Below are 21,336 nucleotides of genomic sequence, written 5' to 3'. Positions count from 1 at the left end.
GCCGGCGCCCGTCAGCCGTCTCCCGCGTGCAGGTCGTCGATGACCTGCTCGACCTCGCGCTCCACCTCGGGGTCGACCTCGCGGGCGGCGACGTCGCGCTCGAGCAGGGCGTCGACCAGTTCGCCGACCTTCGCCGCGATCCGCTCGTAGGCCGCGTCGAGGTCGGTGCGGCCCTCGAGCGAGGTCAGGTCGTCCCAGTCGATCTGCTGGAGCCCGTGCGTCGGCATCTGCACCTTCTCCTCCTCGGTCAGGCCCATGGTCACCACGACGTCGGAGGTGAGGACCATAGGTGACCGACGAGCGGCAGCCCGATGACGTCTGCGGTCAGCCGGCGCCGCGGTAGCGGGCCATCTGCCTCAGCCGGTCGCAGGCGTCTTTGCGCAGCAGGATCTCCAGGTAGTGCGGGGTCCGGCAGCGCAGCTCGAGCTCGCGGTAGCTGTCCTCGACGACGAAGGTGACCTCGGCCTCGGTGAAGAGCCCGTGGAAGTGGGCGGCCAGCTCGGCGGCGATGGAGGCCAGCAGGTCCGGCGCCATCGCGGTCATGCCCTCATCCAACGCCCGGGCGGTGACGCCGAGATGTCGCTGCGGTGACGTGTCGGGGCACGTCGTGCGACGTCCGGGGGGTCAGGCCATCTCGCCCTGGAGCCGGCGCACCCAGTCGCGCTTGACCGAGCGCCACTCCTCGTCCGTCAGACCGCGGCGCCAGTAGGGCGACAGCGAGACGTGCTCGCGCGAGGCCAGCCCGCCGTCCCGCAGCGCGTGACCGACGGCCCGGATCGACTCGGCCTCGCCGTGGACGAAGGCGGTGACCACGCCCTCCAGCCGGGGGAGCGCGGCAACCGCGTCCGCGAGCAGCCGGGTGAGCGACTCCTCGTCCTGCGCTCCGTCGCGGTGCACGAAGTGCACCTCGAGCGCACCGGGCGAGGTCAGCTCCACCTCCTCGTCGGCGTCCTCGACCTCGATTACCGCCCGGACTGGCATGCCGTCACCGACGTGCTCGGCGCACGCCGCGATGGCCGGGAGGGCGGACTCGTCGCCGACCAGCAGCACCGCGTCGACGTCCGGGGGAGGGGAGTAGTCACCGGCGGGCCCGCGCAGCTGCAGCCGGTCCCCCGGGCGGGCGTGCAGGGCCCAGCGGCCGGCATACCCCACCTCGCCGTGCACGACGAAGTCGATGGTGAGCTCGCGGCGCTCCGGGTCCCAGGCGCGGACGGTGTAGCGCCGGGGGTAGGGCCGCTGGTCCCGCGGCAGGTCACGGGTCGCCTCGTCCTCGAAGGGCGGCTGGTAAGGCGCGCCCTCGGGCAGGAAGAAGGCGTTGACGTAGGAGTCGGCGAACTGCGGGTCCTGGAAGTCCGCGAGCCCCTCCCCGCCGAGGACCACCCGCACCAGGTGAGGGGTGAGCCGTTCGGTGCTCACGACCGTGCCGTACATGGATCTCCTTCGAGGGATGTCAGGGAAGAGACAAGGGTATCCTCACCCGATTTAGGGCACGTCAGCCGGGGTGGGTGTGGGCCGGTGGAGCGCGTGCTGCACCATGACAGACTTCCCGGTATGCCCTCGCGCCCGCTGGACCAGATCCTCGCCGACCTCTCGGGCCAGTCCTGGGCGATCCTCTGGCGCGCCGCGGAGGGCGAGGCCGAGGTGCTCCTCGGGGAGGTCGAGGACCTGGACCTGCTGGCCCAGATCCCCCGCCCGGGCGAGGGCGCGCCGGTGCTCGCGATGGTGCCCTTCCGGCAGATCGCCGAGCGAGGCTTCGCCGCGCACGACGACGGCACCCCGCTGCGGGTGCTGCGGGCCGCGCAGACCCAGCGGATCTCGGTCGACGACCTCCTCGAGGCGCTCCCGACCGGGGAGATCGAGGTTGCCGCCGAGCGCTTCAGCGTGGAGGACGGCGCCTACGCCCGCACCGTGGAGCAGGTTATCGAGGAGGAGATCGGCGAGGGCGAGGGCGCCAACTTCGTCATCCGCCGCGACGTCCTGGCCCATTGCCGCAGCGACCAGGCGGTCGCGGCGCTCACCTGGCTGCGCCGGCTGCTCGTCGACGAGCGCGGGGCCTACTGGACCTTCGCCGTGCACACCCCCGGGCACACCCTCGTCGGCGCGACCCCGGAGCGGCACGTCAGCGTGCGCGACGGCCGGGTGTGGATGAACCCGATCTCCGGCACCTTCCGCCACCCTGCCGACGAGGCCGAGGTGGAGCTTGAGTTCAGGGCCTTCGTCAAGGACACCAAGGAGACCGAGGAGCTCTTCATGGTGGTCGACGAGGAGATGAAGATGATGGCCCAGATCTGCCACGACGGCGGCCGGATCACCGGGCCCTACCTGGCACAGATGGCGCACCTGACGCACACGGAGTACCTCCTCGACGGCCGCAGCGACGCCGACGTCCGCGACGTGCTCCGCACGACGATGTTCGCCCCCACCGTCACCGGGTCGCCGATGGAGAACGCCTGCAGCGTCATCGCCCGGCACGAGCCGGACGGCCGCGGCTACTACTCTGGTGTGCTGGCGCTGCTGGAGCAGGACGAGCAGGGGGGCGAGCGGCTGGACGCCCCCATCCTCATCCGCACCGCCCACCTCACCGACGACGGCACGGTCCGGGTGAGCGCCGGCGCCACCCTGGTGCGGCACAGCGACCCGGCCTCGGAGTGCGCCGAGACCACCGCCAAGGCCCGTGGGGTCCTCTCGGCGCTCGGGCTGCGCCCGCGCCGGGCGCCGGGCCACGCCCTCGACCTGCAGGCGCTGCCCGGGGTCGCCGCCGACCTGGAGACGCGTAACGAGTCGCTGTCGCCCTTCTGGCTCAGCCCGCAGGGCTCCCGTCCGGACGCCGAGCTGCTCGGCACCCGCGTCCTGGTCATCGACGCCGAGGACACCTGGACCCAGATGCTGGCCCACATGCTCCGACACCTGGGCCTGGTGCCGGAGGTCCGCCGCTGGGAGCAGGTCACCGAGGCGGATGTGGCCGGTCCCGGAACACCCTTCGACCTGGTGCTCTACGGCCCCGGCCCGGGGGATCCCACCGACCTGTCGGACCCGCGGATCGCAGCGCTGCACGCGCTGCTCGCGGCCCGGTTGCGGACCGGCGCCCCGGTGCTGGCGGTCTGCCTGTCGCACCAGGTCCTGGCCACGATCGCCGGGCTGGCGGTCACCAAGCTCCCCGCCCCCAACCAGGGGGTGCAACTGCCGGTCGACCTGTGGGGCGAGGTGCGCCGCATCGGGTTCTACAACACCTTCGTCGCGCGACCGGGCACCCCGGTGGTCGGCGAGGTGGCGCTCGAGCAGGCCGTGCACCAACCGGACGACGCGGTGGTGGGCCTGCGGGGCCACCGGGTGGCCAGCATCCAGGGTCACGCCGAGTCGGTGCTCTCCCGGGACGGCCTCGTGACGCTCCACGGGCTCATCCGGCAGGCCCTGGCCTAGCGCGTGCGGCGGACGTAGAGCTGCTTGCGGACGCGGGCGACGACCGTGCCGTCCTCGGTGACGACGTCGTTGTCGAACCAGCGCAGCACCTTGGCGCCGCCCGCCGCCTCGGCCCGCAGCTCGTCGAGCACCTCCTCGCTGAGGTCGAAGGTGACGCTCACCGCGCTACGGCCGGGAGAGACGAACTCGATCTCTGCGGCCTTGTCCCACACGACATACCCCGGACCGAGGTTGCGCAGCACCATGAGCATCCAGAACGGGTCGACCATCGCCACCAGGGAGCCGCCGAAGAGGGTGCCGACGTAGTTCGTCGTGAGCGGGGTGTGCGCGAGCCGGACGCGGACGTGCCGGAAGTCGGCCGACATCGCCTGGATCCGGATCCCGGAGAAGAGGAACGGCGGCCAGGCGTTCATCCCGTGCCGCAGCGCCCGTGCCGATCCGGCGAGGGCCTTGAGCCGGGACACGCGCTGGTCGGGCCGCGTGCGGGGAGAGGAGGTCACCGCGCCACTGTATGCGCGGGACCACCGTGCCGACTCACTCGGCGACGGTGAGGACGGCGTCGGCGTCGTCCTCGATCTGGTCAGCGGTCAGCAGATCACCGGCCCCGTCCTCGAGGGTGGTGGTCCAGGTGCTGACCGCCTGCTCGAGGACACCGCCCTCGACCAGCGCGGTCCGCAGGCGGGTGAGCTCCGCCTCGTAGGCCGCAGCCCACTCCTCGTCGGCCAGGAAGGTCTCGACGAGCGGGTGGGAGCGGCTCATCGTGCCGCTCCGGCCGCCGGGCAGCTCGTCGCCTTCCACGCCGGGTGGCTGCACGCCCTCAGGCATCTCGCCCTCCTCGACGGCCGGCGGCTCCAGGCCCTCGGGCACCTGGCCGTCCTCGAAGGTGGGCATTCCGCCGCCCGCGCCGCCCCCGCCGGGGCCACCTCCGGCCTTCATCGCCCCGAAGGACAGGTTGTGGTCCCAGGCCACGACGGTGAACTGCTCGGTCGAGGAGTCCCAGAAGAGGTAGGAGTTGTTGCCCGGCCCGTCGATGTCGTCCGTGTTCTGGATGATCTCCTGCACCGCGAGGTAGGTCGCGAAGGACTCGAGGTCGACCAGCTCCGGCAGGCGCTGCGCGATCTCCTCCTCCGTGCCGTGGTGCAGCAGGTCGAGCAGCTCGATGAGCGGCCGGTAGTCGTCCTCGCCGGCCTCGATGTCGAAGGCGGTCGAGTAGTCGCCGTCCTCGCCCCGCCACGACCAGTCACCCTCCGCCTCGGACTTGTAGAGGACGCTGTCCTCACCAGCCTCCGGGAAGGCGTCCGTCACCCAGGCGTCATCGAGGTTCTGGACGGTGAGCCGGAGCTCCTCCTCACTGCCGTTGACCGAGAAGCGGGTCGCGACCGCCTCTGTCGAGGCGAGACCTGCGGCGGACAGCACGTCGAGGGAGACCGCCTCGTTGAGCGACGTCTCCGTGGTGTTGGACCGGACCGTGACGTCGCTGTAGCCCTCCAGGGTCTGGTCGTCGACGAACTTGTCCAGACGGATCCGCAACGGGAGTTGCTGCGCCGGGGTGTCGGTCGAGATCCCGCGCAAGGACGAGTTGCCCTTGAGTTTCAGGCCGACGTCCTCGAAGGTCTGGCCGTCGATGGTGACGGTGCCCCTGATCCACTCCTTCTCGCCGGTGTCGAGGTAGGTCTGGATCATCCCGGTGAGGGTGTCCTCGTCGACCGTGACGTCGATGGTGTGGACCTCGGTCGCGGTGAACAGCGCGCTGGTCACCTCCGGCGCCGAGACGGTCGTGCTCGCCGAGTCCTCCGGCGCCGACGAGACGGCGCTCTCGCCCGTGGCGAGGGGTGCGGCGCAGCCGGCGAGTGCGAGCGCGGCGACGAGCGCGAGGGTCGTGGTCGGGCGGTGGTGTCGTCTCATGGCACGAGTCCACGCGTCGCGGCTGTGCCGAGGGGCTGCCACTGCTGTGACCTTGCTGTGCAGTCCCAAGCCCCCCACATGCGGGAGCCGCGGGTGTCTCAGGGGCAGACCCGCGGCTCGTCGCGTGGCCAGGGGCGGGGTCGAACCGCCGACCTTTCGATTTTCAGTCGAACGCTCGTACCAACTGAGCTACCTGGCCGGGAGTAGTGGTCCGGCGTGGCCCCGGATCGCTCCGGTGACCACGCCGCTCCTACTCTGCGACCCCGACGGGACTCGAACCCGCGACCTCCGCCGTGACAGGGCGGCGCGCTAACCAACTGCGCCACGGGGCCTCGATGTTTCAGGTCGAGACCTGGTGCATCCCCAACGGGATTCGAACCCGTGTTACCGCCGTGAAAGGGCGGGGTCCTAGGCCACTAGACGATGGGGACCTATCCGTTGAGGACGACGATGAGCATACGTGATCGCCGGGGCGCGGACCAAAACGCCTCAGACGATGCTCTCCGGGGACTGTGACCACGCCAGGAGCCGCTCCAGCGGCCACGTGTTGACGACCCGCTCGGGGGGCACGTCGTAGCGGACGGCGCGCTCGCAGCCGTAGTCGAGGAAGTCCAGCTGGCCGGGGGCGTGGGCGTCGGTCGAGATGGCAAAGACGCAGCCGGTCTCGACCGCGAGGGTGAGCAGCTCCCCGGGCGGGTCCTGCCGCTCGGGGCGCGAGTTGATCTCCACCGCCGTCCCCGTCTCCGCGCACGCCGCGAAGACCGCCGCGGCGTCGAACTCGCTGGGCGGACGGAGGCGGGAGCCGCTGCGGCCTCCCTTGTCCCCCCGGCGGGGCATGACCCGTCGCCCGGTGCAGTGGCCCAGGACGCTGGTGAGCGGGTTGCGGACCGCGGCGACCATCCGGCGGGTCATCGCCGCCTTCTCCATCGTCAGCTTGGAGTGCACCGAGGCGACCCGGACGTCGAGCTCACCGAGCAGCTCGGTCTCCTGGTCCAACGCACCGTCGTCCAGGATGTCGACCTCGATCGCCTTGAGCAGGGTGAAGCCGGAGGCGTTGGTCTGTGCGTTGACGGCGTCCACGACCGCGAGCTGCCGGCGCAGCCGCGCGGCGGTGAGACCGCCCGCGACGGTCAGCCGGGGGGAGTGATCGGTCAGCGCGAGGTAGTCGTGGCCCAGCTCGATCGCGCTGGCGACCATCTCCTCGATCGGGCTGCCGCCGTCGGACCAGTCCGAGTGGCTGTGCAGGTCGCCGCGCAGCAGCTCCCGCACCGGCGCCCCGCCCTGGGCCAGCGGCTCACCGGCCGCGGCCTCCAGGTCGGCCAGCTTGTCAGGGACGTCCCCGTGGACCACCGCCTCGATGACCGCCGAGGTCGACGGGCCGATCCCGGGCAGGTCGCGCAGGGTGCCTGCCGCGACGCGGCGCCGCACCTCGTCCTCGCCGAGGGGCAGGATGGTCGCCGCTGCCTTGCGGTAGGCCTCGACCCGCCGGGTCTCCTCGCGCGAGCGCTCCAGCAGGAAGGCGATCCGGCGCAGGGCGTCGACCGGCTCGAGGTCCGGTGCGCTGCTCATGACGGTGACTCTACGACCGACCGACGACATACGCTGCGGGCATGTCCAGGATCCGCGCTGCCCGCTTCGCCGACCTCGACAACCGGGTCCTGCACGACCTGCTCCGGCTGCGCGTCGACGTCTTCGTCGTCGAGCAGGAGTGCGCCTACCCCGAGATCGACGGCCGCGACGTGGAGGAGACCACGGTGCACCTGTGGACCGACGTCCACGGAGGGGTCGCCGCGACCGTGCGGATACTCGTGGACGACGACGGCACCCGGCACCTCGGCCGTGTCGCGACGCACCGCGACCACCGGGGTCAGGGGTATGCCGCCGCGCTGCTGCGCGAGGGGCTGGACCGGCTCGGTCCCGGGCCGGTCCACCTCGGCGCCCAGGCGCACCTGGAGCAGTGGTACGCCCGGCTGGGTTTCCGCCGCAGCGGCCCCGACTACCTGGAAGACGGGATCCCGCACCTGCCGATGGTGCGGGACTGAGCGCCCCCGACTACCGCCGCGGCTGCCGCCGGAAGTCCTCGCCGAGGTACTCCAGCGCGAGCCGGGCATACACCTGCTGCTCGGTGACCGTGCGCTCGCCGCGGTGGTCGCGGCCGACGAAGCTCACGGCCCAGTGCATGAGCGTCGCGAGCTGGTTCTTGAAGCCGATGAGGTAGAAGAGGTGTACGGCGAGCCAGGCCACCCACGCCGGGTAGCCGGTGAGCTCGATCCGGCCGCGTTTCATCACCGCGCGGAAGCGGGAGATCGTGGCCATCGAGCCCTTGTCGAAGTAGCGGAACTCCTGTCCGGTCTCCTCGCCGCGCAGCCGCCGCAGGATCTGGTCGGCGACGTGACGGGCCCCCTGGATGGCGCCCTGCGCCACCCCCGGGACCCCGTCGACGGCCGCGAGGTCTCCGACGACGAAGACCTCGGGGTGGCCGGGCAGGCTCAGGTCGGGCAGCACCTTGACCCGGCCGGCCTTGTCCAGCTCGGCGCCGGCCTGCTCGGCGACCTTGCGGCCCAGCGGGTTGCCCTGGACGCCGGCGGCCCACACCTTGGTCTGGGCCTCGATCCGCTCCTGGCTGCCGTCCTCGGTCGACTCCAGCACGACCCCGCCCTCGTCGACGTCGACGACCTTGCGGCCCAGCTTCATCTCGATCCCGATGTTGGTGAGGCTCTTCTCGGTGCGCGCGCCGAGGCTCTCGCCGAAGGGTGCGAGGACCTGGTCGACGGCGTCGACGAGGATGATCCGCGCCGTCGTGGGGTCGATGTGGCGGAACTCCTTGCGCAGCGTGCGCTTGCTCAGCTCGGCGAGCTGGCCGGCCATCTCGACACCGGTCGGGCCGGCGCCGATGACGACGAAGGTGAGCAGCCGGCGCACGTCGTCCTCCCGGCCGGCCGCCGCGGCCAGCTCGGCGAGCTCGAAGGCGCCGTAGATGCGGCCGCGCAGCTCCAGCGCGTCGTCGATCGACTTCATGCCGGGGGCGTACTCCGCGAAGTGCGGGCTGCCGAACCAGGACTGGTTGGCGCCCGCCGCGAGGACCAGGGTGTCGTAGTCGTAGGTCATGTCCTCGCCCGCGGTCACGGCGGTCACCGTGCGCTCGGCGAGGTCGATGTCCGTGACGTCGCCCAGCATGACCGTCGCGTTGTCCTGGTGGGCCAGCACGTCACGCGTCGGCGGGGCGATGACACCTTCGGACAGGATGCCCGTGGCGACCTGGTAGAGCAGCGGCTGGAAGAGGTGGTGGCCGGTGCGGGCGACCACGAGCACGGACACGGCCGGGTCGTCGAGCGCCTTGGTGGCGAACAGCCCGCCGAAGCCGGAGCCGATGACGAGGACGCGGTGGGTGGGGGACGTGCGGGGCTGGGCGGTGCTCATATACCTAGTGAACAGCAGATCGGGGTCCGGAACTTCCCGTGGAGCCACCGGGAGGCCCTACGACGACGAGACGTTGGTCACGGTGCGAGACTGTGCCGATGAGCTCGCTGGAGACGCGACCGGACGAGGTGACCGGCGGGGAGCAGGCGGCGACCGACGGGACGGTGACCGTGCTCGAGCCGCGGGAGGTCCCGCTCGGCGGGCCGCGGGCGATGACCGTGCGGCGCACGCTGCCCTCCCGGCGGCGGACGATGATCGGGGCCTGGTGCTTCGTCGACCACTACGGCCCGGACGACGTCGCCGAGACCGGGGGCATGGTCGTGCCGCCGCACCCGCACACCGCGCTGCAGACCGTGTCCTGGCTGTTCAGCGGGCTGGTGGAGCACCGCGACTCGACCGGGGTGCGGGCGCTGGTGCGACCCGGGGAGCTCAACCTCATGACGGCCGGGAACGGAGTGTGCCACTCGGAGGTCTCGGTGGTCCCGGCGGACGGTGCCTCGGGCAGTGTCGACAGTGGGGTGCTGCACGGGGCCCAGCTGTGGGTCGCGCTGCCCGCGGGCCGCACCGACGTCGAGCCCTCCTTCGAGCACTTCGTGCCGGAGCCGGTCCGCCACGGGGACGCGGGGGTGAGCGTCTTCCTGGGCGACCTGCGGGTGGGGGAGCAGCGGGTGGGCTCGCCGGTGACCACGCATACCCCGTTGCTCGGGGCGGAGGTGGTGCTCGAGCCCGGGGCACGGCTGCGTCTGGGCGTCGACGTCGAGCACGAGCACGGCCTCCTGGTGGACCAGGGCGAGGTCACCGTGGCGGGGCAGGGCGTGCGGCGCAGCGAGCTGGCCTACCTCGCGCCGGGACGCGAGGAGCTGGAGCTGGTGGCGGGCGGTGAGCCGGTGCGCGCGCTGCTGCGGCGGGCCACCCTTCGGTGAGCAGATCGTCATGTGGTGGAACTTCATCGGCCGGTCGCACGAGGAGGTCGTCGCCGCCCGCGAGCAGTGGCAGGACGAGCTCGGGCACCGGGCCGACGGACGGTTCGGGGCGGTGGACTACCCCGACGGGGAGTCGCTGCCCGCCCCCGCGCTGCCACAGGTCCGGCTGCGACCGCGAGGCTGAGGCAGAGGTATGCCGAGCGAGGTCCTGCTGGTCGACCACCTCGACAGCTTCACCTACAACCTCGCCGACCTGCTCCACCGGGTGCTGGGCCGTCCCCCGGTGCTGTGGCGGCACGACCACCCGGCGGCAGCGGAGGACCTGCGGCGGTTCGCGGCGATCGTCATCGGCCCCGGGCCCGGGCGGCCGCAGGTGCCGGCCGACCTCGGGCTCTCCGCGCTGGCGCTCGCGCAGCGTGAGGTGCCCGTCCTCGGGGTGTGCCTGGGCCACCAGGGCCTGGCGCACGTGGCCGGGGAGGAGGTGGTTGAGATGGCGCTCACCCGGCACGGCATCGTCAGCCCGGTCGAGCACGACGGCACCGGGGTCTTCGCCGGGGTCCCCTCGCCGGTCCGGGTCGTGCGCTACCACTCGCTGGAGGTGCGCGAGCCGCTGCGGTCCGGGCTGCGGGTGAGCGCACGCGCGACCGACGACGGCTGCGTCATGGGGCTGGCCGACCCGGGTGGCAGCTTCTGGGGGGTGCAGTTCCACCCCGAGTCGGTGCTGTCCGAGCACGGTGACCGGATCGTGGCCAACTTCTTCGCGCTGGCCGGCGTCGCGACGGGCGCCAGCGACGGCGAGGACCGCGCTGCGCCGGGCCCGGCCGCCGCGGTCGCCGTCGGCGACGCCATGACCCCGCAGCCGCACCGCGGCACCGGTCGCGTGGTCCGGCTGCGGACCGAGCGGGTCGACCACGACGGGCCGGTGGACGTCCCCGCGCTCCGGGACAGGTTGGTGGGGGACGCCCCGACCTCCGTGTGGCTGGACTCCTCCGACGGCAGCGGGTGGTCGCTCGTCGCTGACGCGAGGGGGCCGCTGGCCGGCGAGCTCACCCACCGGGTGGGGCGGCGGCCGTTGCTGCTGGACCGGCTGGACGGCGAGCTCGACCGGTGGGAGCTGGACGACGCCGGTCACGACCTCCCGGGCCACCTCCCCTGGCGCCCGGGTCCGGTCGGCTACTGGGGCTACGAGCTCAAGGTCGAGACCGGGGGGTCGGCCGCCCACCGGTCCGGCTGGCCGGACGCGTGGTTCGTGCTCGTCGACCGGGGCGTGGTGGTGGACCACGGCTCGGGCGAGGTCTGGGCCGCCTGGATCGAGGACCGGGAGGTCGCCGACGAGCAGGAGCGCTGGGTCCGCCAGGTCCGCGAGGCGGTGAGGGGAGCCGAGGCGGTCGGGGCGTCGGCGGTCGGCGCGTCGCCCGCGTCCGCCGGGTCCGAGGGGTCTCCGGGCGGCACGGTGGCGTGGGTCGCCCGGGACGAGGAGGAGGCATACCTGGACCTGGTGCGCTCGGCCCAGGCCCAGATCGCGCGCGGCGAGTCCTACGAGGTCTGCCTGACGACCGCCTACCGGGCGCAGGCGCCGGAGGTGGACGAGGCGCAGCTCTACCGGGAGCTGCGTCGGGTGTCGCCGGTCCCGCACGGGGCGTGGCTGCGGACGCCGTCCGGCAGCGTCCTGAGCGGCTCCCCGGAGCGCTTCGTCTCCGTCACCCGAGGGATGGTCGAGGCCCGCCCGATCAAGGGGACGCGGCCCCGCGGGAGCAGCCCGCAGGACGACGCCGAGCTCGCGGCCGCGCTCGTCGCCTCGGTGAAGGACCGGGCGGAGAACCTCATGATCGTCGACCTGCTCCGCAACGACCTGCACCGCGTGTGCCGGTCCAGCAGCGTGCACGTGCCGGAGCTCTTCGCCGTCGAGAGCTACGCGACCGTGCACCAGCTGGTGTCCACGATCCGGGGGGAGCTGGCGCCGGGGATGCGCGCGACCGACGTGCTGCGCGCGTGCTTCCCCGGGGGTTCCATGACCGGGGCGCCCAAGGTGCGCACCATGGAGATCCTGGACCGGCTCGAGGGTGCTGCGCGCGGCGTCTACTCCGGCGCGATCGGCTGGATCGGGCTGGACGGGTCGATGGACACCTCGATCATCATCCGTACCCTCACCCGCGACCCCGACGGCACGCTCGCGTTCGGGGTGGGTGGGGCTGTCACGGCGCTGTCCGACCCCGCGGAGGAGTATGCCGAGGTGCGGGCCAAGGCCCGGGCGATGCTGGAGGCCGTCGCACGGGCAGCGGTCAGTCCGGCTGGTCCGGGCCGATCAGCCAGAGCTGCACCGGGAACCGGCCCGGCACCCCGCTCAGGGTGAGCAGCAGCCGGTCCTCGTGGTGCTCCCAGCGCGCGAGGACGATGGCGTGCTTGTTGTGCAGCGCCCGCAGCACCTTGCCGAGGTCCCCCGGCTCGGTCGGGCTCACGAGGAAGGTGGTCGAGTCTGCCAGTCGGAGCCGGCCGACCCCGCCGAGCGGGCCGGGGGTGATCCCGCGCACCGGGACCCGCCGTGCGACCAGCCGGGGCAGCTGCACCTCGAGGTGCGACCTGCGCGCCGGCTCCGTCGGCGCGCCCGGAGGCTCCCACGGCGGCGGCTCGCCGCCGGGGTCGTCCGGGAAGGGGTCCCACGACATACGCCCCAGTCTGCCCGACCTAGGCTGGGACGCATGACGAACCAGCCGACTCTCACCCTCAACAACGACGTCCGGATCCCGCAGCTGGGCTTCGGCACCTTCCAGGTCGACGAGAAGGAGACCCAGCGGGTCGTCGAGGCCGCGCTGGAGGCCGGCTACCGCCACATCGACACCGCCGCGGGCTACTACAACGAGGCCGGCGTGGGTGCGGCGCTGCGCGCCAGCGGCCTCCCGCGCGAGGAGGTCTTCCTCACGACGAAGCTGCGCAACGGCGACCAGGGCCGCGACCGCGCCCGAGACGCCTTCGAGGCCTCGCGTGAGGCGCTGGGGGTGGACGCGGTCGACCTCTACCTCATCCACTGGCCGGTGCCCGGCAACGGCCTCGCGGGGGAGACGTGGGAGGTCTTCCAGGAGCTGTATGCCGAGGGCGCGGTCCGCGCGATCGGCGTCTCCAACTTCCTGCCGGACCACCTCGCCGACCTGCTGGGCGGCGCCGATGTCACCCCGGCGGTGAACCAGATCGAGGTGCACCCCACCTTCCAGCAGCCGGACACCCAGCAGGCCTCGCGCGACGCGGGGCTGGCGGTCGAGGCCTATGCCCCGATCGGGCAGGGTGCCGACCTCGAGCTCGCCCCGGTGACGGAGGCGGCGCAGGGGCACGGCGTGAGCCCGGCTCAGGTGGTCATCCGCTGGCACCTGCAGGAGGGGCGCATCGTCATCCCGAAGTCCGCCACCCCGGAGCGCATCCGCTCCAACGCCGACGTCTTCGGCTTCGAGCTGGACGACGCCCAGATGAGGGCGATCAGCGGGCTCGACACCCCCGAGCGGATGTTCCCTGACCCGCAGACCGCCGACTTCACGCAGTTCCGGAGCTGAGGCATACCTCTCGATCACGACAACGGCCCCGCCGGGTCACAGGGCCGGCGGGGCCGTCGCTCACCCGGGCTGGGGGCAGGGACCCGGGGAGTGCTCGAGATCAGGCGGACTTGATCGCCGAGATCTCGAACTCCAGCGTAACCTTGTCCGCCACCAGCACGCCGCCGGTCTCCAGCGCGGCGTTCCAGGTGAGGCCGAAGTCCTTACGGTTCACCACGGTGGAGCCCTCGAAGCCAATGCGCTCGTTGCCGAAGGGGTCGGTGGCGGCACCGGCGTACTCGAAGTCCACGGTCACCGGGCGGGTCACGTCCTTGATGGTGAGGTCGCCGGTCACGCGAAGGGTCTCGGCGTCGATCGCGGACACCTCGGTGGAGGTGAAGGTGATGGTCGGGTAGGTCTCGGCGTCGAAGAAGTCGGCCGACTTCAGATGGCCGTCGCGGTCGGCCGAGCGGGTGTCGACCGAGGCGACCTGCATCGTCAACTGGATCGAGGCGCCCTCCAGGTCGGTGCCGGTGGTGGCGGTGCCCTCGATCTCGTTGAAGGCGCCGCGGACCTTGGTCACCATCGCGTGGCGGGTGGAGAAGCCGACCCGGCTGTGCGAGGCGTCGATGGCGTAGGTGCCGTCCAGGTCGCGCAGGGCGGTGGCGGTGGCGGTGGTCTCGGTCATGGTGGGTCCTCTCGGGAGTGGTTGACGTTTCAACCAGCATCCTAGATGTCCGTGACGTGTCACGCAACTGGTATTCTGGCGGGATGTCGTCCACACCCGCCGTGCCCTGGCTCGAGGAGTCCGAGATGGAGCTCTGGCGCGCCTGGCTGCGGGTGCAGACCGGCCTGCCGGCGGCGATGGGGCGGGCGTTGCACGCCGACAGCGAGCTGTCGCTGCAGGACTTCGAGACCCTGGTGCGGCTGTCCGAGGCGGAGGAGGGGCGGCTGCGCGTCTCGGCGCTGGCCGAGCAGATGCACTGGGAGCGGTCCCGGCTCTCGCACCACCTGCGTCGCATGGGCGGACGGGGTCTCGTCGAGAAGGTCGAGTGCGCCGAGGACGGCCGCGGGGCCTTCGTCGTGCTGACCGACGCCGGACGTGAGGCGCTGGAGGGGGCGGCCCGATCACGTGAGGACTGTCCGGCGGCTGTTCTTCGACGGCATGGGGGAGGCGGAGCGGGAGGTGCTGAGCTCCTTCCTGCGCCGCGTGGTCGAGCGCACGTCCTGAGTCCCGGGCCGCGCTCTGGGCGGAGGGCGCGCCGTGCCAGCGATGCCAGACTGGGGTGATGGCTTCACGTGCGCACGACCTCGGGGCGTGGCTGCGCCGCCCGGATGTCACAAGCGACCTGGTGCAGGTGCTCAAGAGCGTCGTCGCGGCGGTGGCGGCGTGGGTGCTGGCGGACCGGGTGCTCGGCCTCGAGCAGGCCTTCCTGGCGCCGTGGACCGCCCTGCTCACCGTGCACGCCACGGTCTACCGCACCGTGTCGCGCGGCACCCAGGCGGTGCTGGCGACCACCGCCGGCGTGACCCTGGCGTTCGTGGCGGTGCTGCTGGGCGGCAGGGGTGTCCTCACCCTCGGGCTGGCGTTGCTCGTCGCGATGCTGCTGGCCAGGGTCGGTGTGCTGCGGGACGAGGGGGTCACCGTCGCCACGACGGTGCTCTTCGTCATCACGACGTCGTCGAGCACCGTTCCGGGGAGCCTGCTCGATCGGCTCGGGGCGACCGCGATCGGTGTGGTGGTCGCGCTCGTGGTCAACGTGGTGGTCGCGGCGCCGCTGCGCGACGCGAGCGCGCGACGGCAAATCGCCGAGATCGACCGCGGGCTCGGCGAGCTGCTCTCCGACATGGCGGACGGCGTGCGGGCCGGCGCGGACGAGGAGCGGACGGGGGACTGGGTGGAGCGGACGCGGACCCTGGACGGCCGGCTGGAGAGTGCCTGGCGGTTGGTCTACGAGGCGCGCGAGAGCCGGTGGGGCAACCCGCGTCGGCGTGGCGGGGATGCTGACGAGCTGTCGCGGGTCCTCGGGCGGCTCGAGGAGGGCATCGCCCAGGTGCGGGGTATGGCGCGGCTCATCCACCAGTCGGCGGTGCAGGCCGAGGACTGGGACGCGGTGTTCCGCACCACCTGGTCGGACCTGCTCGAGGAGCTGGGACGCCGGGTGGCGGACCCGCAGGGTGACGTCATCGCGCTGCACGAGGACGTCGACGACCTGGCGTCGCGGCTGTCCTCGGCCGATCTCCCGGACCAGCGCTGGCCGCTCTACGGCGCCCTGATCGAGATGAGCCGGGTGGTCATCGACACCGTCGACGACGTCGCGACCTCCCCGGCCGTCCGGGAGTGAGCGCCTGGATCTCGCGCTCCCGAGGTGGGCCCCCCGGGGCTCGAACCCGGAACCTACGGATTAAAAGTCCGCAGCTCTGCCAATTGAGCTAGAGGCCCGGAGCCCGACCACGGCAACGCCGTCTCGGCTCCGGCGTCCCAGGCTAGCCGCTGCTGACACGGCGAAGGCCGGGCGCCGCTCGCACGGCCAGAACGGTGCGGAGGGTGAGCCCCTGCTCAGAAGGGAGGCTCGTCGCCGGGCGGGGTGCGCCAGTCGGTCGGATCCGGGTCAGCGGTGCGGCGTCGGGGGGCGGGCTCGGCAGTGCTCTCTTCTCCGCCGAGGACTGCTTGGGGGGTCGGGGTGGTGGGGTCGGCGCCGTCGCGGCGGCGGCCGGTCTCTGTGCGGGTGACCCACATCCACCCCGACAGCGGCCCGCCGTGCTCACCGGTGCCGGGGTGGTCGTCGGCGTCGGTGAGGAAGGCGCCGGGGCCCCGGTGGGCGAGGGCGGCGTAGAAGGCGCGGTTGAGCAGGTCGCGCCGGGTGTGCAGGTCCTGCCGCAGCGCCGGGTGCTCGTCACCGCGGGCAGCGTCCACCGGCGCGGCCCGGTCCAGGAGGGCCTGCAGGTCTGGTGCTGCGTCTGCGCCTGGTTCGGCGCGGTCACCGGCGGCAGCCTTGCGGAGTCCGTGGCCGTACTGCCGGTAGTCGTGTGCCCGGGTCGTCTCGGTCTGGCCGAGCAGCGTGGTCCAGGTCAGGTCACGCAGGTCGTTGACCTCGGCGAGAGCACGTCCGAGCGTCTTGAGCTGGTGGGCGGACTTGCCCAGCGCGACGAGGTTGGTCTCCGCGGTCGGCCCACCGGATCCCTCCGGTCCCCAGGGGGTGACGTGGTCCAGCTCGCACACCGTCCCCGGTTGACGGGTGCCAGGTGCCCGGGAGAAGACGTCGGCGGCCAGGACCTGGCGACGCATCGCCGCGTCCGGGCGGTAGGTGGTCACAGACCGCTCGACCAACCGACCGTCCGCGGGATCGGTCAGCAGCCTGGCCAGCGTCGTGCCAGGCATCAGCGCGAGCTCGCGGACCTGCCCCGGCCAGAGGTAGGCCGGATGCCGACCGAGCACCAGACCGACAGGGCTGTCCACCGCGCCCGGATGGGCAGAGTCCTCCCGGCGAGGGGGGTCCACCGGATACCTGCCTGGGTCACCCGGGCGGGCCGGTGCGCAGAGTCCTCCCGCTGGATTGGGCCTGAGGTATCGCGCACCGCGGCGTCGTGAACGCCACCCGTCCCTGCGGCGCAGGTGGAGCAGGCGGCTCGGCCGGCCAGCGCGTCCCAGGGGACGACGACCTGCAGCTCGACGGTCGGCATGCCGGTCGCGACCCGCGCGATGGCCTCCAGGTCAGGCGTGACCAGATCGGCCCAGCCCTCCGGCGCGGCCCCGTCGTCTGCCGCCGCAGAGGCAACAGTCGAGGCGGACGCGGCACGCTCATCACCCAAGACGTCTTCCGCCAAGGGGGCCCGGGTGCCGCAACCCCTCTGGAGCTCGGGGTCATCGACTCCATTCCCCCTCCCGGACTTGGGGTCAGGGGTGCCCCCCATCGTGCCGCGCTCGGGGGCGCAGGTGCCGCTAGATGTCCCGGGCTCCAGGGCATGCGCACCGGTCGCCCTCCCGGACTCAGGTTGGCGGGTGCTGCTCGCTGCCTGGGTCTCGGAGTCTCGGGCGTCGGTCGCCATCGCCGGCTCGGGCGGACTGACGAGGTGGTCCGGCACCGGGAGCCGTCCGTGGACGAGGAAGGCGGTGAGCACGTCGGAGCGGAGCTGGTCCAGGGTGCGGGGGTCGCCCTGCTTGCGCAGCAGCCGGGCAGCGCGCTCGACCCGGGCGTGCGCCGCGATCAACGAGATCGCGGGCCCGGTCGCCTCCAGGGTCGCCGTCCCGTCGTCGTGGACCGTGATCCTCGCGCGACGCTCCCGGTAGGCCCTGCTACGCCGTTCCCGCTCGGCCACCACATCGCTCCCCTCGGCCCGGGTCGCCTCCCGTGCCAGCGCGGCGGAGTAGTCCGCCTCGTGCCACGGCCCCTGACGCAGCTCACCCTCGGGTGTCAGCCGCTCGGCCACGACGACGTGCGGGTCCGTGCCGAACAGTCCCTCGGCGACCAGCAACGCCCCGTCGACCTCCAACGAGCCGCACCGCCGCCAGAACGCCCTCGCCATGTCCCACGACACCTCGCCCCGGTCCAAAGCACCCAGCACCGCCGCCCGCACCCCGACCGGCGCGCACGCCAGACCCACCAGGTGCCGCGCCTGCGTCACTCCCATCCCCAGCCGCGCCTGCACCTCGGCGCACGCCGCCCGCTTCGTCTCCACCCGCCACCTCGCCCGCTGACCCTCGGTCAGCTCCTCCACCGAGACGAACCCCTTCTGCGCCAGCACCGCAGCACCGGTCACCGCCACCACCAACCGCGCCGCCTCGACCAGCCGCGCCTCCAGACCCGAACGGGCCGCCGCCACAGCCCCGAGCGCACCCAGCGCCGCCTCCTCCGCCGACCCCTCCGACTCGATGGCCGCGACCGCCACGCCCCTCACCCCCTCAGATGAAGCACCTCGTCCTGATCCCACCAGGGTAATCGAACACACGTTCGATGTCAAGGGCGAGTCGTGGGGATGTCTGAGCCTAGATGCACCGCGGGCGCGCCCCCTCAGAAGAGCTTCTGCCACCACTTCGGCTCGGGCTCGCCGGGGTTCAGCGAGATGACCTTGACGCTGCTGAAGGCGCCGCTGTGCACGATGGTGAGCCGCCACATACCCGGGTCGGACACCCCCTCGTAGTCGCCGCTGAGGTCGCTAAACAGCGCGCTGCCGCCCGGGACGTCCACCCCGACGCCGCGCGGGACGATCACCTTGCAGCTGGAGAAGACGTCGTTGAGCCGCAGCTCGACGACGGGGGAGCTGACGACCGCCTCGCGCAGGTCGAGCACCGACTCGGAGAACCCGCCCGACAGGGTCAGCACCTCAGGCACCTGCCAGCGGCCCAGCCGTTTGGTCGAGCTGAAGAAGGTCGTGATCCGCGCCGGGGTCGCCAGCGCGGGCACATCGGCCCGGCGCTGAGCGGGCACGTCGCTGCCCGCACCAGCACCACCCTGCTCCGGGCGCCAGTCCGGCGAGTCCTGCGCCGCCGGGCCACCGATGATCGTCATCGGCCGGTCCGTCGCCTCGCTGGGACCGGGCAGCGGCGGTCGCTCGGCGCCCGGCTGTCCCTCGTCCCGTGCGTGCGGTCCCTGCTCCTCCGGAGTCCCCGTCATGCACCCAGGGTATGCCGGGGCGCCGGCCGCCCGTGGGCGGTCCGGTCGGATCCCCTCCCGGTCAGTCCCGGTCCCGATGCACCAGCCGCAGGTCCGCCCAGACCAGCCGGTGGTCACTGGTGGGGAACGGGTACGTGCCGACCAGCCGGAACAGCGGGTCGTCCTCGGTGGGCCAGAAGACCCCGGCGTCGAGCACCGGGAGCTGACGGCTCGGCAGCACGTAGTCCACCCGCAGGTTGCCCGGCGCCGGGGTGTCGTTGAAGTCGGCGGTGTCGAGGGCAGGGTCGGCGCGGTGCTCCTCGTTGGCCCCACCCTGCAACCGGGCCTGCTCCACACCACCCTCGCTGCCGGGGCTGACCCTGGTCCGGATCGAGCGGCTGTCCAGGAGCTGGTTGATCGCGCCGTCCCGCGAGTCCCCGTCGACCGGGTCGGCGTTGTAGTCGCCGACGATGACGAAGCGCTCACCCCGGCCCAGGCCGCCGGAGCGTCCCTGGTCGTCGTCGATGTAGGACGAGGCGCGCTCGCCAGCCACGTAGTCGGACCAGAAGCGGATCTCGTCGTGGTTGCGCCGCCCGTTGCGGTCCTCCTCGCCGTCGAAGGTCGGCGGCGTCCGGTCCCCCGACGCTCCCGTCGTTGTTGGGGTCGTACCCGCTCGGCACGCCGGTGTTGGACGGCGCGAGGTAGACGCAGGGGTAGCTCACCGGGCCGGCGCCACGCTGCGCGCCTGCTCGTCGTCATCGCTGCTCAGGTCTGCCGCGAGGTCGCCCTCGGCCGAGCGGTTCAGCGAGGCGTCGAAGGTCGCGATCCGGACGTCCCGGTCCACGGCACCGCGGTCACGCCCGGGACGGTCGTGGGCGTTCGCCGGAGCGGCGGCCAGGGCAACCACGAGAGCGGTCACGGTCAGGACGGAGAGGTATGCCGTGCGCGTCGTCATACCGGACACGGTGGGGGCAGGGGGACGTCTGTGCGAGAGTTCACCCCATGAGCGAGAGCACCGCGACGGCGCGGCTCAGCGAGACCGAGCGCCGCCTCGTCGAGACCAACGGGATCGAGATCATCGAGGAGGCCGAGCGCACCGCGCGCCCGGCCGACCTCTTCTGGCCGTGGTTCGCCGCCAACGTGTCCGTCTTCGGGATCAGCTACGGCAGCTACGTCTTCGGCTTCGGCATCAACTTCACCCAGGCGCTGCTCGTCACCGTCCTCGGTGTCGTCGCCTCCTTCCTCGCCTGCGGCATCATCGCGATCGCCGGCAAGCGGGGGTCCGCACCGACCATGGTGCTCTCCCGCGCGGCCTTCGGCGTCAAGGGTCAGAAGGTGCCCGGCGTCTTCTCCTGGCTGATCTCCATGGGCTGGGAGACGTTCCTCGCGATCATGGCGGTGCTGGCCACGGCGACCGTCTTCACCCAGATCGGCTGGGGCGGCGGCACGACGACGAAGGTGCTCGCCTGCGCCGTCATCGCCGCCCTCATCGTGGCCGCGTCGGTCGCCGGCTACCACGCGATCATGCGGCTGCAGTCGATCCTGACGTGGCTCACCGGGGCCGCCACCATCGCCTACATCCTCATGACGCTGGACCGGATCGACCTGGCCGCCGTCACCTCCCGCGAGGCCGGCTCGACCGAGTCCGTCATCGGGGCCCTGGTGATGCTCATGACCGGTTTCGGGCTGGGCTGGATCAACATCGCCGCCGACTGGTCCCGCTACCAGCGGCGCGACGCCAGCGGCGGCGCCATCGTCTTCTGGAACACCCTGGGCGGCGCGCTCGCACCGACCCTGCTCGTCATCTACGGTCTGCTGCTCATCGGCTCCCAGCCCGAGCTCGAGGAGGGCATCGTCAACGACCCGATCGGCACTCTCGCCACGATCCTGCCGATCTGGTTCCTCGTCCCCTTCCTGCTCGCGGCCGTGCTCGCGCTCGTCAGCGGTGCCGTGCTGGGCATCTACTCCTCCGGGCTGACGCTGCTCTCGCTCGGCATCGACATCCCGCGCCCCGCCGCGGCGCTCATCGACGGGACGATCCTCACCCTGGGCACGATCTGGGTCGTCTTCTTCGCGCAGAGCTTCCTGGCGCCGTTCCAGAGCTTCCTCATCACCCTCGGTGTCCCATCGCGGCCTGGGCGGGCATCCTCATGGCCGACGTGGCGCTGCGCCGCAAGGACTACGACGAGCGGGCGCTCTTCGACCCGCGCGGCCGCTACGGCGACTGGAACTGGACCGCGATCGGCCTCATGGTCGTGGGCTCGGTCATCGGCTGGGGCCTGGTCATCAACCTCTTCGCCGACGCCGCCGCCTGGAACAACTGGCAGGGATACCTCCTCGGCCCGCTCGGGCTGGGCGGCAAGGAGGGCACCTGGGCCTGGGCCAACCTGGGGGTCCTGGTCGCCCTCGGGATCGGCTTCGTCGGCTGGCTCACCCTCGGGCGCGCGATCGTGCGCCGGCAGGAGTCCGCCTGAGCCGCGGCGCGCGCGTGCCCGACCCGGCGGCCGGCATACCGGACGCGACCGGGTCAACCCGCTCCCGGTGAACGGTGGG

Annotated in this window: 19 protein-coding genes, 4 tRNA genes and 3 pseudogenes; 8 read left to right on the top strand and 18 right to left on the bottom strand. The window is 72.5% G+C overall.

The window, feature by feature from the left end; all coding sequences use genetic code 11:
- Nucleotides 1-11: 11 nt before the first annotated feature.
- The 3 genes from FU792_RS13595 to FU792_RS13585 all read right to left on the bottom strand — a co-directional run bounded on the left by FU792_RS13595 (nt 12) and on the right by FU792_RS13585 (nt 1,431).
- Nucleotides 12-287 carry a hypothetical protein gene (locus FU792_RS13595; protein WP_022925912.1) on the bottom strand — a complete coding sequence of 92 codons (276 nt, stop codon included), beginning with the start codon at nt 285-287 and terminating at the stop codon, nt 12-14.
- A gap of 37 nt (nt 288-324) precedes the next feature.
- Nucleotides 325-543: a hypothetical protein gene (locus tag FU792_RS13590; RefSeq protein ID WP_022925913.1), complete on the bottom strand. Its 219-nt coding sequence runs from the start codon at nt 541-543 to the stop codon at nt 325-327.
- 81 nt (nt 544-624) lie between these two features.
- Nucleotides 625-1,431 carry a siderophore-interacting protein gene (locus FU792_RS13585; protein WP_022925914.1) on the bottom strand — a complete coding sequence of 269 codons (807 nt, stop codon included), beginning with the start codon at nt 1,429-1,431 and terminating at the stop codon, nt 625-627.
- A 120-nt stretch (nt 1,432-1,551) separates the two neighbouring features.
- On the opposite strand from FU792_RS13585, the gene FU792_RS13580 reads away from it, so the two are divergent.
- The gene (locus tag FU792_RS13580; protein WP_022925915.1) at nt 1,552-3,420 is read left to right on the top strand and encodes an anthranilate synthase family protein; all 1,869 of its coding nucleotides are present in this window, start codon (nt 1,552-1,554) and stop codon (nt 3,418-3,420) included.
- Here the strand turns inward: FU792_RS13580 and FU792_RS13575 are convergent.
- The 6 genes from FU792_RS13575 to FU792_RS13550 form a co-directional block, all read right to left on the bottom strand.
- A complete protein-coding gene (locus FU792_RS13575) occupies nt 3,417-3,920 on the bottom strand; it encodes a DUF4442 domain-containing protein (RefSeq protein WP_022925916.1) in 504 nt (167 codons plus the stop codon). The two genes, FU792_RS13580 and FU792_RS13575, sit on opposite strands and share 4 nt — an antisense overlap.
- A 34-nt stretch (nt 3,921-3,954) precedes the next feature.
- Nucleotides 3,955-5,325 carry a CotH kinase family protein gene (locus FU792_RS13570; protein WP_022925917.1) on the bottom strand — a complete coding sequence of 457 codons (1,371 nt, stop codon included), beginning with the start codon at nt 5,323-5,325 and terminating at the stop codon, nt 3,955-3,957.
- 125 nt (nt 5,326-5,450) lie between these two features.
- Nucleotides 5,451-5,524: transfer RNA gene (locus FU792_RS13565), tRNA-Phe, on the bottom strand.
- Nucleotides 5,525-5,583: 59 nt separating this feature from the next.
- A tRNA-Asp gene (locus tag FU792_RS13560) sits at nt 5,584-5,657 on the bottom strand.
- A gap of 26 nt (nt 5,658-5,683) precedes the next feature.
- Nucleotides 5,684-5,756 (bottom strand) — tRNA-Glu (locus FU792_RS13555).
- Between the two features lie 58 nt (nt 5,757-5,814).
- Complete coding sequence (locus tag FU792_RS13550; RefSeq protein WP_022925918.1) at nt 5,815-6,894, bottom strand: PHP domain-containing protein; 1,080 nt, start codon at nt 6,892-6,894, stop codon at nt 5,815-5,817.
- Nucleotides 6,895-6,935: 41 nt separating this feature from the next.
- Between FU792_RS13550 and FU792_RS13545 the strand changes: the two genes are divergently transcribed.
- Nucleotides 6,936-7,367: a GNAT family N-acetyltransferase gene (locus FU792_RS13545; protein ID WP_022925919.1), complete on the top strand. Its 432-nt coding sequence runs from the start codon at nt 6,936-6,938 to the stop codon at nt 7,365-7,367.
- Nucleotides 7,368-7,377: 10 nt separating this feature from the next.
- On the opposite strand, the gene FU792_RS13540 is transcribed toward FU792_RS13545, so the two are convergent.
- Nucleotides 7,378-8,745 (bottom strand): NAD(P)/FAD-dependent oxidoreductase, encoded by a 1,368-nt coding sequence (locus tag FU792_RS13540; RefSeq protein ID WP_022925920.1) that lies wholly within the window; start codon nt 8,743-8,745, stop codon nt 7,378-7,380.
- Nucleotides 8,746-8,843: 98 nt separating this feature from the next.
- Between FU792_RS13540 and FU792_RS13535 the strand changes: the two are divergent.
- Both FU792_RS13535 and pabB read left to right on the top strand, forming a co-directional pair.
- Nucleotides 8,844-9,852, top strand: a pseudogene (locus FU792_RS13535) (pirin family protein).
- 9 nt (nt 9,853-9,861) lie between these two features.
- The gene (gene pabB, locus FU792_RS13530) at nt 9,862-12,021 is read left to right on the top strand and encodes an aminodeoxychorismate synthase component I (protein WP_022925922.1); all 2,160 of its coding nucleotides are present in this window, start codon (nt 9,862-9,864) and stop codon (nt 12,019-12,021) included.
- Here the strand turns inward: pabB and FU792_RS13525 are convergent.
- The gene (locus FU792_RS13525) at nt 11,951-12,334 is read right to left on the bottom strand and encodes a hypothetical protein (RefSeq protein WP_022925923.1); all 384 of its coding nucleotides are present in this window, start codon (nt 12,332-12,334) and stop codon (nt 11,951-11,953) included. The genes pabB and FU792_RS13525 overlap by 71 nt on opposite strands.
- 33 nt (nt 12,335-12,367) lie before the next feature.
- Here FU792_RS13525 and FU792_RS13520 point away from each other — a divergent pair, with 33 nt between their 5' ends.
- On the top strand, nt 12,368-13,210 hold the full coding sequence (locus tag FU792_RS13520) for an aldo/keto reductase (RefSeq protein ID WP_022925924.1): 843 nt from the start codon (nt 12,368-12,370) through the stop codon (nt 13,208-13,210).
- Between the two features lie 100 nt (nt 13,211-13,310).
- On the opposite strand, the gene FU792_RS13515 is transcribed toward FU792_RS13520, so the two are convergent.
- Nucleotides 13,311-13,877 carry a YceI family protein gene (locus FU792_RS13515; RefSeq protein WP_022925925.1) on the bottom strand — a complete coding sequence of 189 codons (567 nt, stop codon included), beginning with the start codon at nt 13,875-13,877 and terminating at the stop codon, nt 13,311-13,313.
- An 83-nt stretch (nt 13,878-13,960) separates the two neighbouring features.
- Here FU792_RS13515 and FU792_RS13510 point away from each other — a divergent pair, with 83 nt between their 5' ends.
- Together FU792_RS13510 and FU792_RS13505 are read left to right on the top strand one after the other, a co-directional pair.
- Entirely contained in the window at nt 13,961-14,479 is a 519-nt protein-coding gene (locus tag FU792_RS13510; RefSeq protein WP_149814827.1) for a MarR family winged helix-turn-helix transcriptional regulator, read from the top strand.
- On the top strand, nt 14,479-15,534 hold the full coding sequence (locus FU792_RS13505) for an aromatic acid exporter family protein (protein ID WP_022925927.1): 1,056 nt from the start codon (nt 14,479-14,481) through the stop codon (nt 15,532-15,534). Before FU792_RS13510 ends, FU792_RS13505 begins: the two co-directional genes overlap by 1 nt.
- Before the next feature lie 25 nt (nt 15,535-15,559).
- Here FU792_RS13505 and FU792_RS13500 read toward each other — a convergent pair.
- The 6 genes and pseudogenes from FU792_RS13500 to FU792_RS18960 all read right to left on the bottom strand — a co-directional run bounded on the left by FU792_RS13500 (nt 15,560) and on the right by FU792_RS18960 (nt 19,738).
- Nucleotides 15,560-15,632: transfer RNA gene (locus FU792_RS13500), tRNA-Lys, on the bottom strand.
- A 117-nt stretch (nt 15,633-15,749) separates the two neighbouring features.
- Complete coding sequence (locus tag FU792_RS13495; RefSeq protein WP_149814826.1) at nt 15,750-16,571, bottom strand: HNH endonuclease; 822 nt, start codon at nt 16,569-16,571, stop codon at nt 15,750-15,752.
- Nucleotides 16,571-18,088, bottom strand: coding sequence for a hypothetical protein (locus tag FU792_RS13490; protein WP_161600259.1), 1,518 nt, complete (start codon nt 18,086-18,088; stop codon nt 16,571-16,573). The genes FU792_RS13495 and FU792_RS13490 overlap by 1 nt, the downstream gene beginning before the upstream one ends.
- Before the next feature lie 113 nt (nt 18,089-18,201).
- The gene (locus FU792_RS13485) at nt 18,202-18,804 is read right to left on the bottom strand and encodes a hypothetical protein (protein ID WP_022925929.1); all 603 of its coding nucleotides are present in this window, start codon (nt 18,802-18,804) and stop codon (nt 18,202-18,204) included.
- Nucleotides 18,805-18,865: 61 nt separating this feature from the next.
- Nucleotides 18,866-19,423, bottom strand: a pseudogene (locus FU792_RS18965) (endonuclease/exonuclease/phosphatase family protein); the annotation flags it as partial.
- Between the two features lie 78 nt (nt 19,424-19,501).
- On the bottom strand, nt 19,502-19,738 hold the full coding sequence (locus FU792_RS18960) for a hypothetical protein (protein WP_052327889.1): 237 nt from the start codon (nt 19,736-19,738) through the stop codon (nt 19,502-19,504).
- Between the two features lie 47 nt (nt 19,739-19,785).
- Between FU792_RS18960 and FU792_RS13475 the strand changes: the two are divergent.
- A pseudogene (locus tag FU792_RS13475) lies at nt 19,786-21,257 on the top strand (purine-cytosine permease family protein).
- Nucleotides 21,258-21,336: the final 79 nt, after the last annotated feature.

This window comes from Serinicoccus marinus DSM 15273, assembly GCF_008386315.1.
Lineage (GTDB): Bacteria > Actinomycetota > Actinomycetes > Actinomycetales > Dermatophilaceae > Ornithinicoccus > Ornithinicoccus marinus.
The sequence above is the reverse complement of the archived record's forward strand: the minus strand, read 5'-3'. Positions and strand labels throughout refer to the sequence as shown.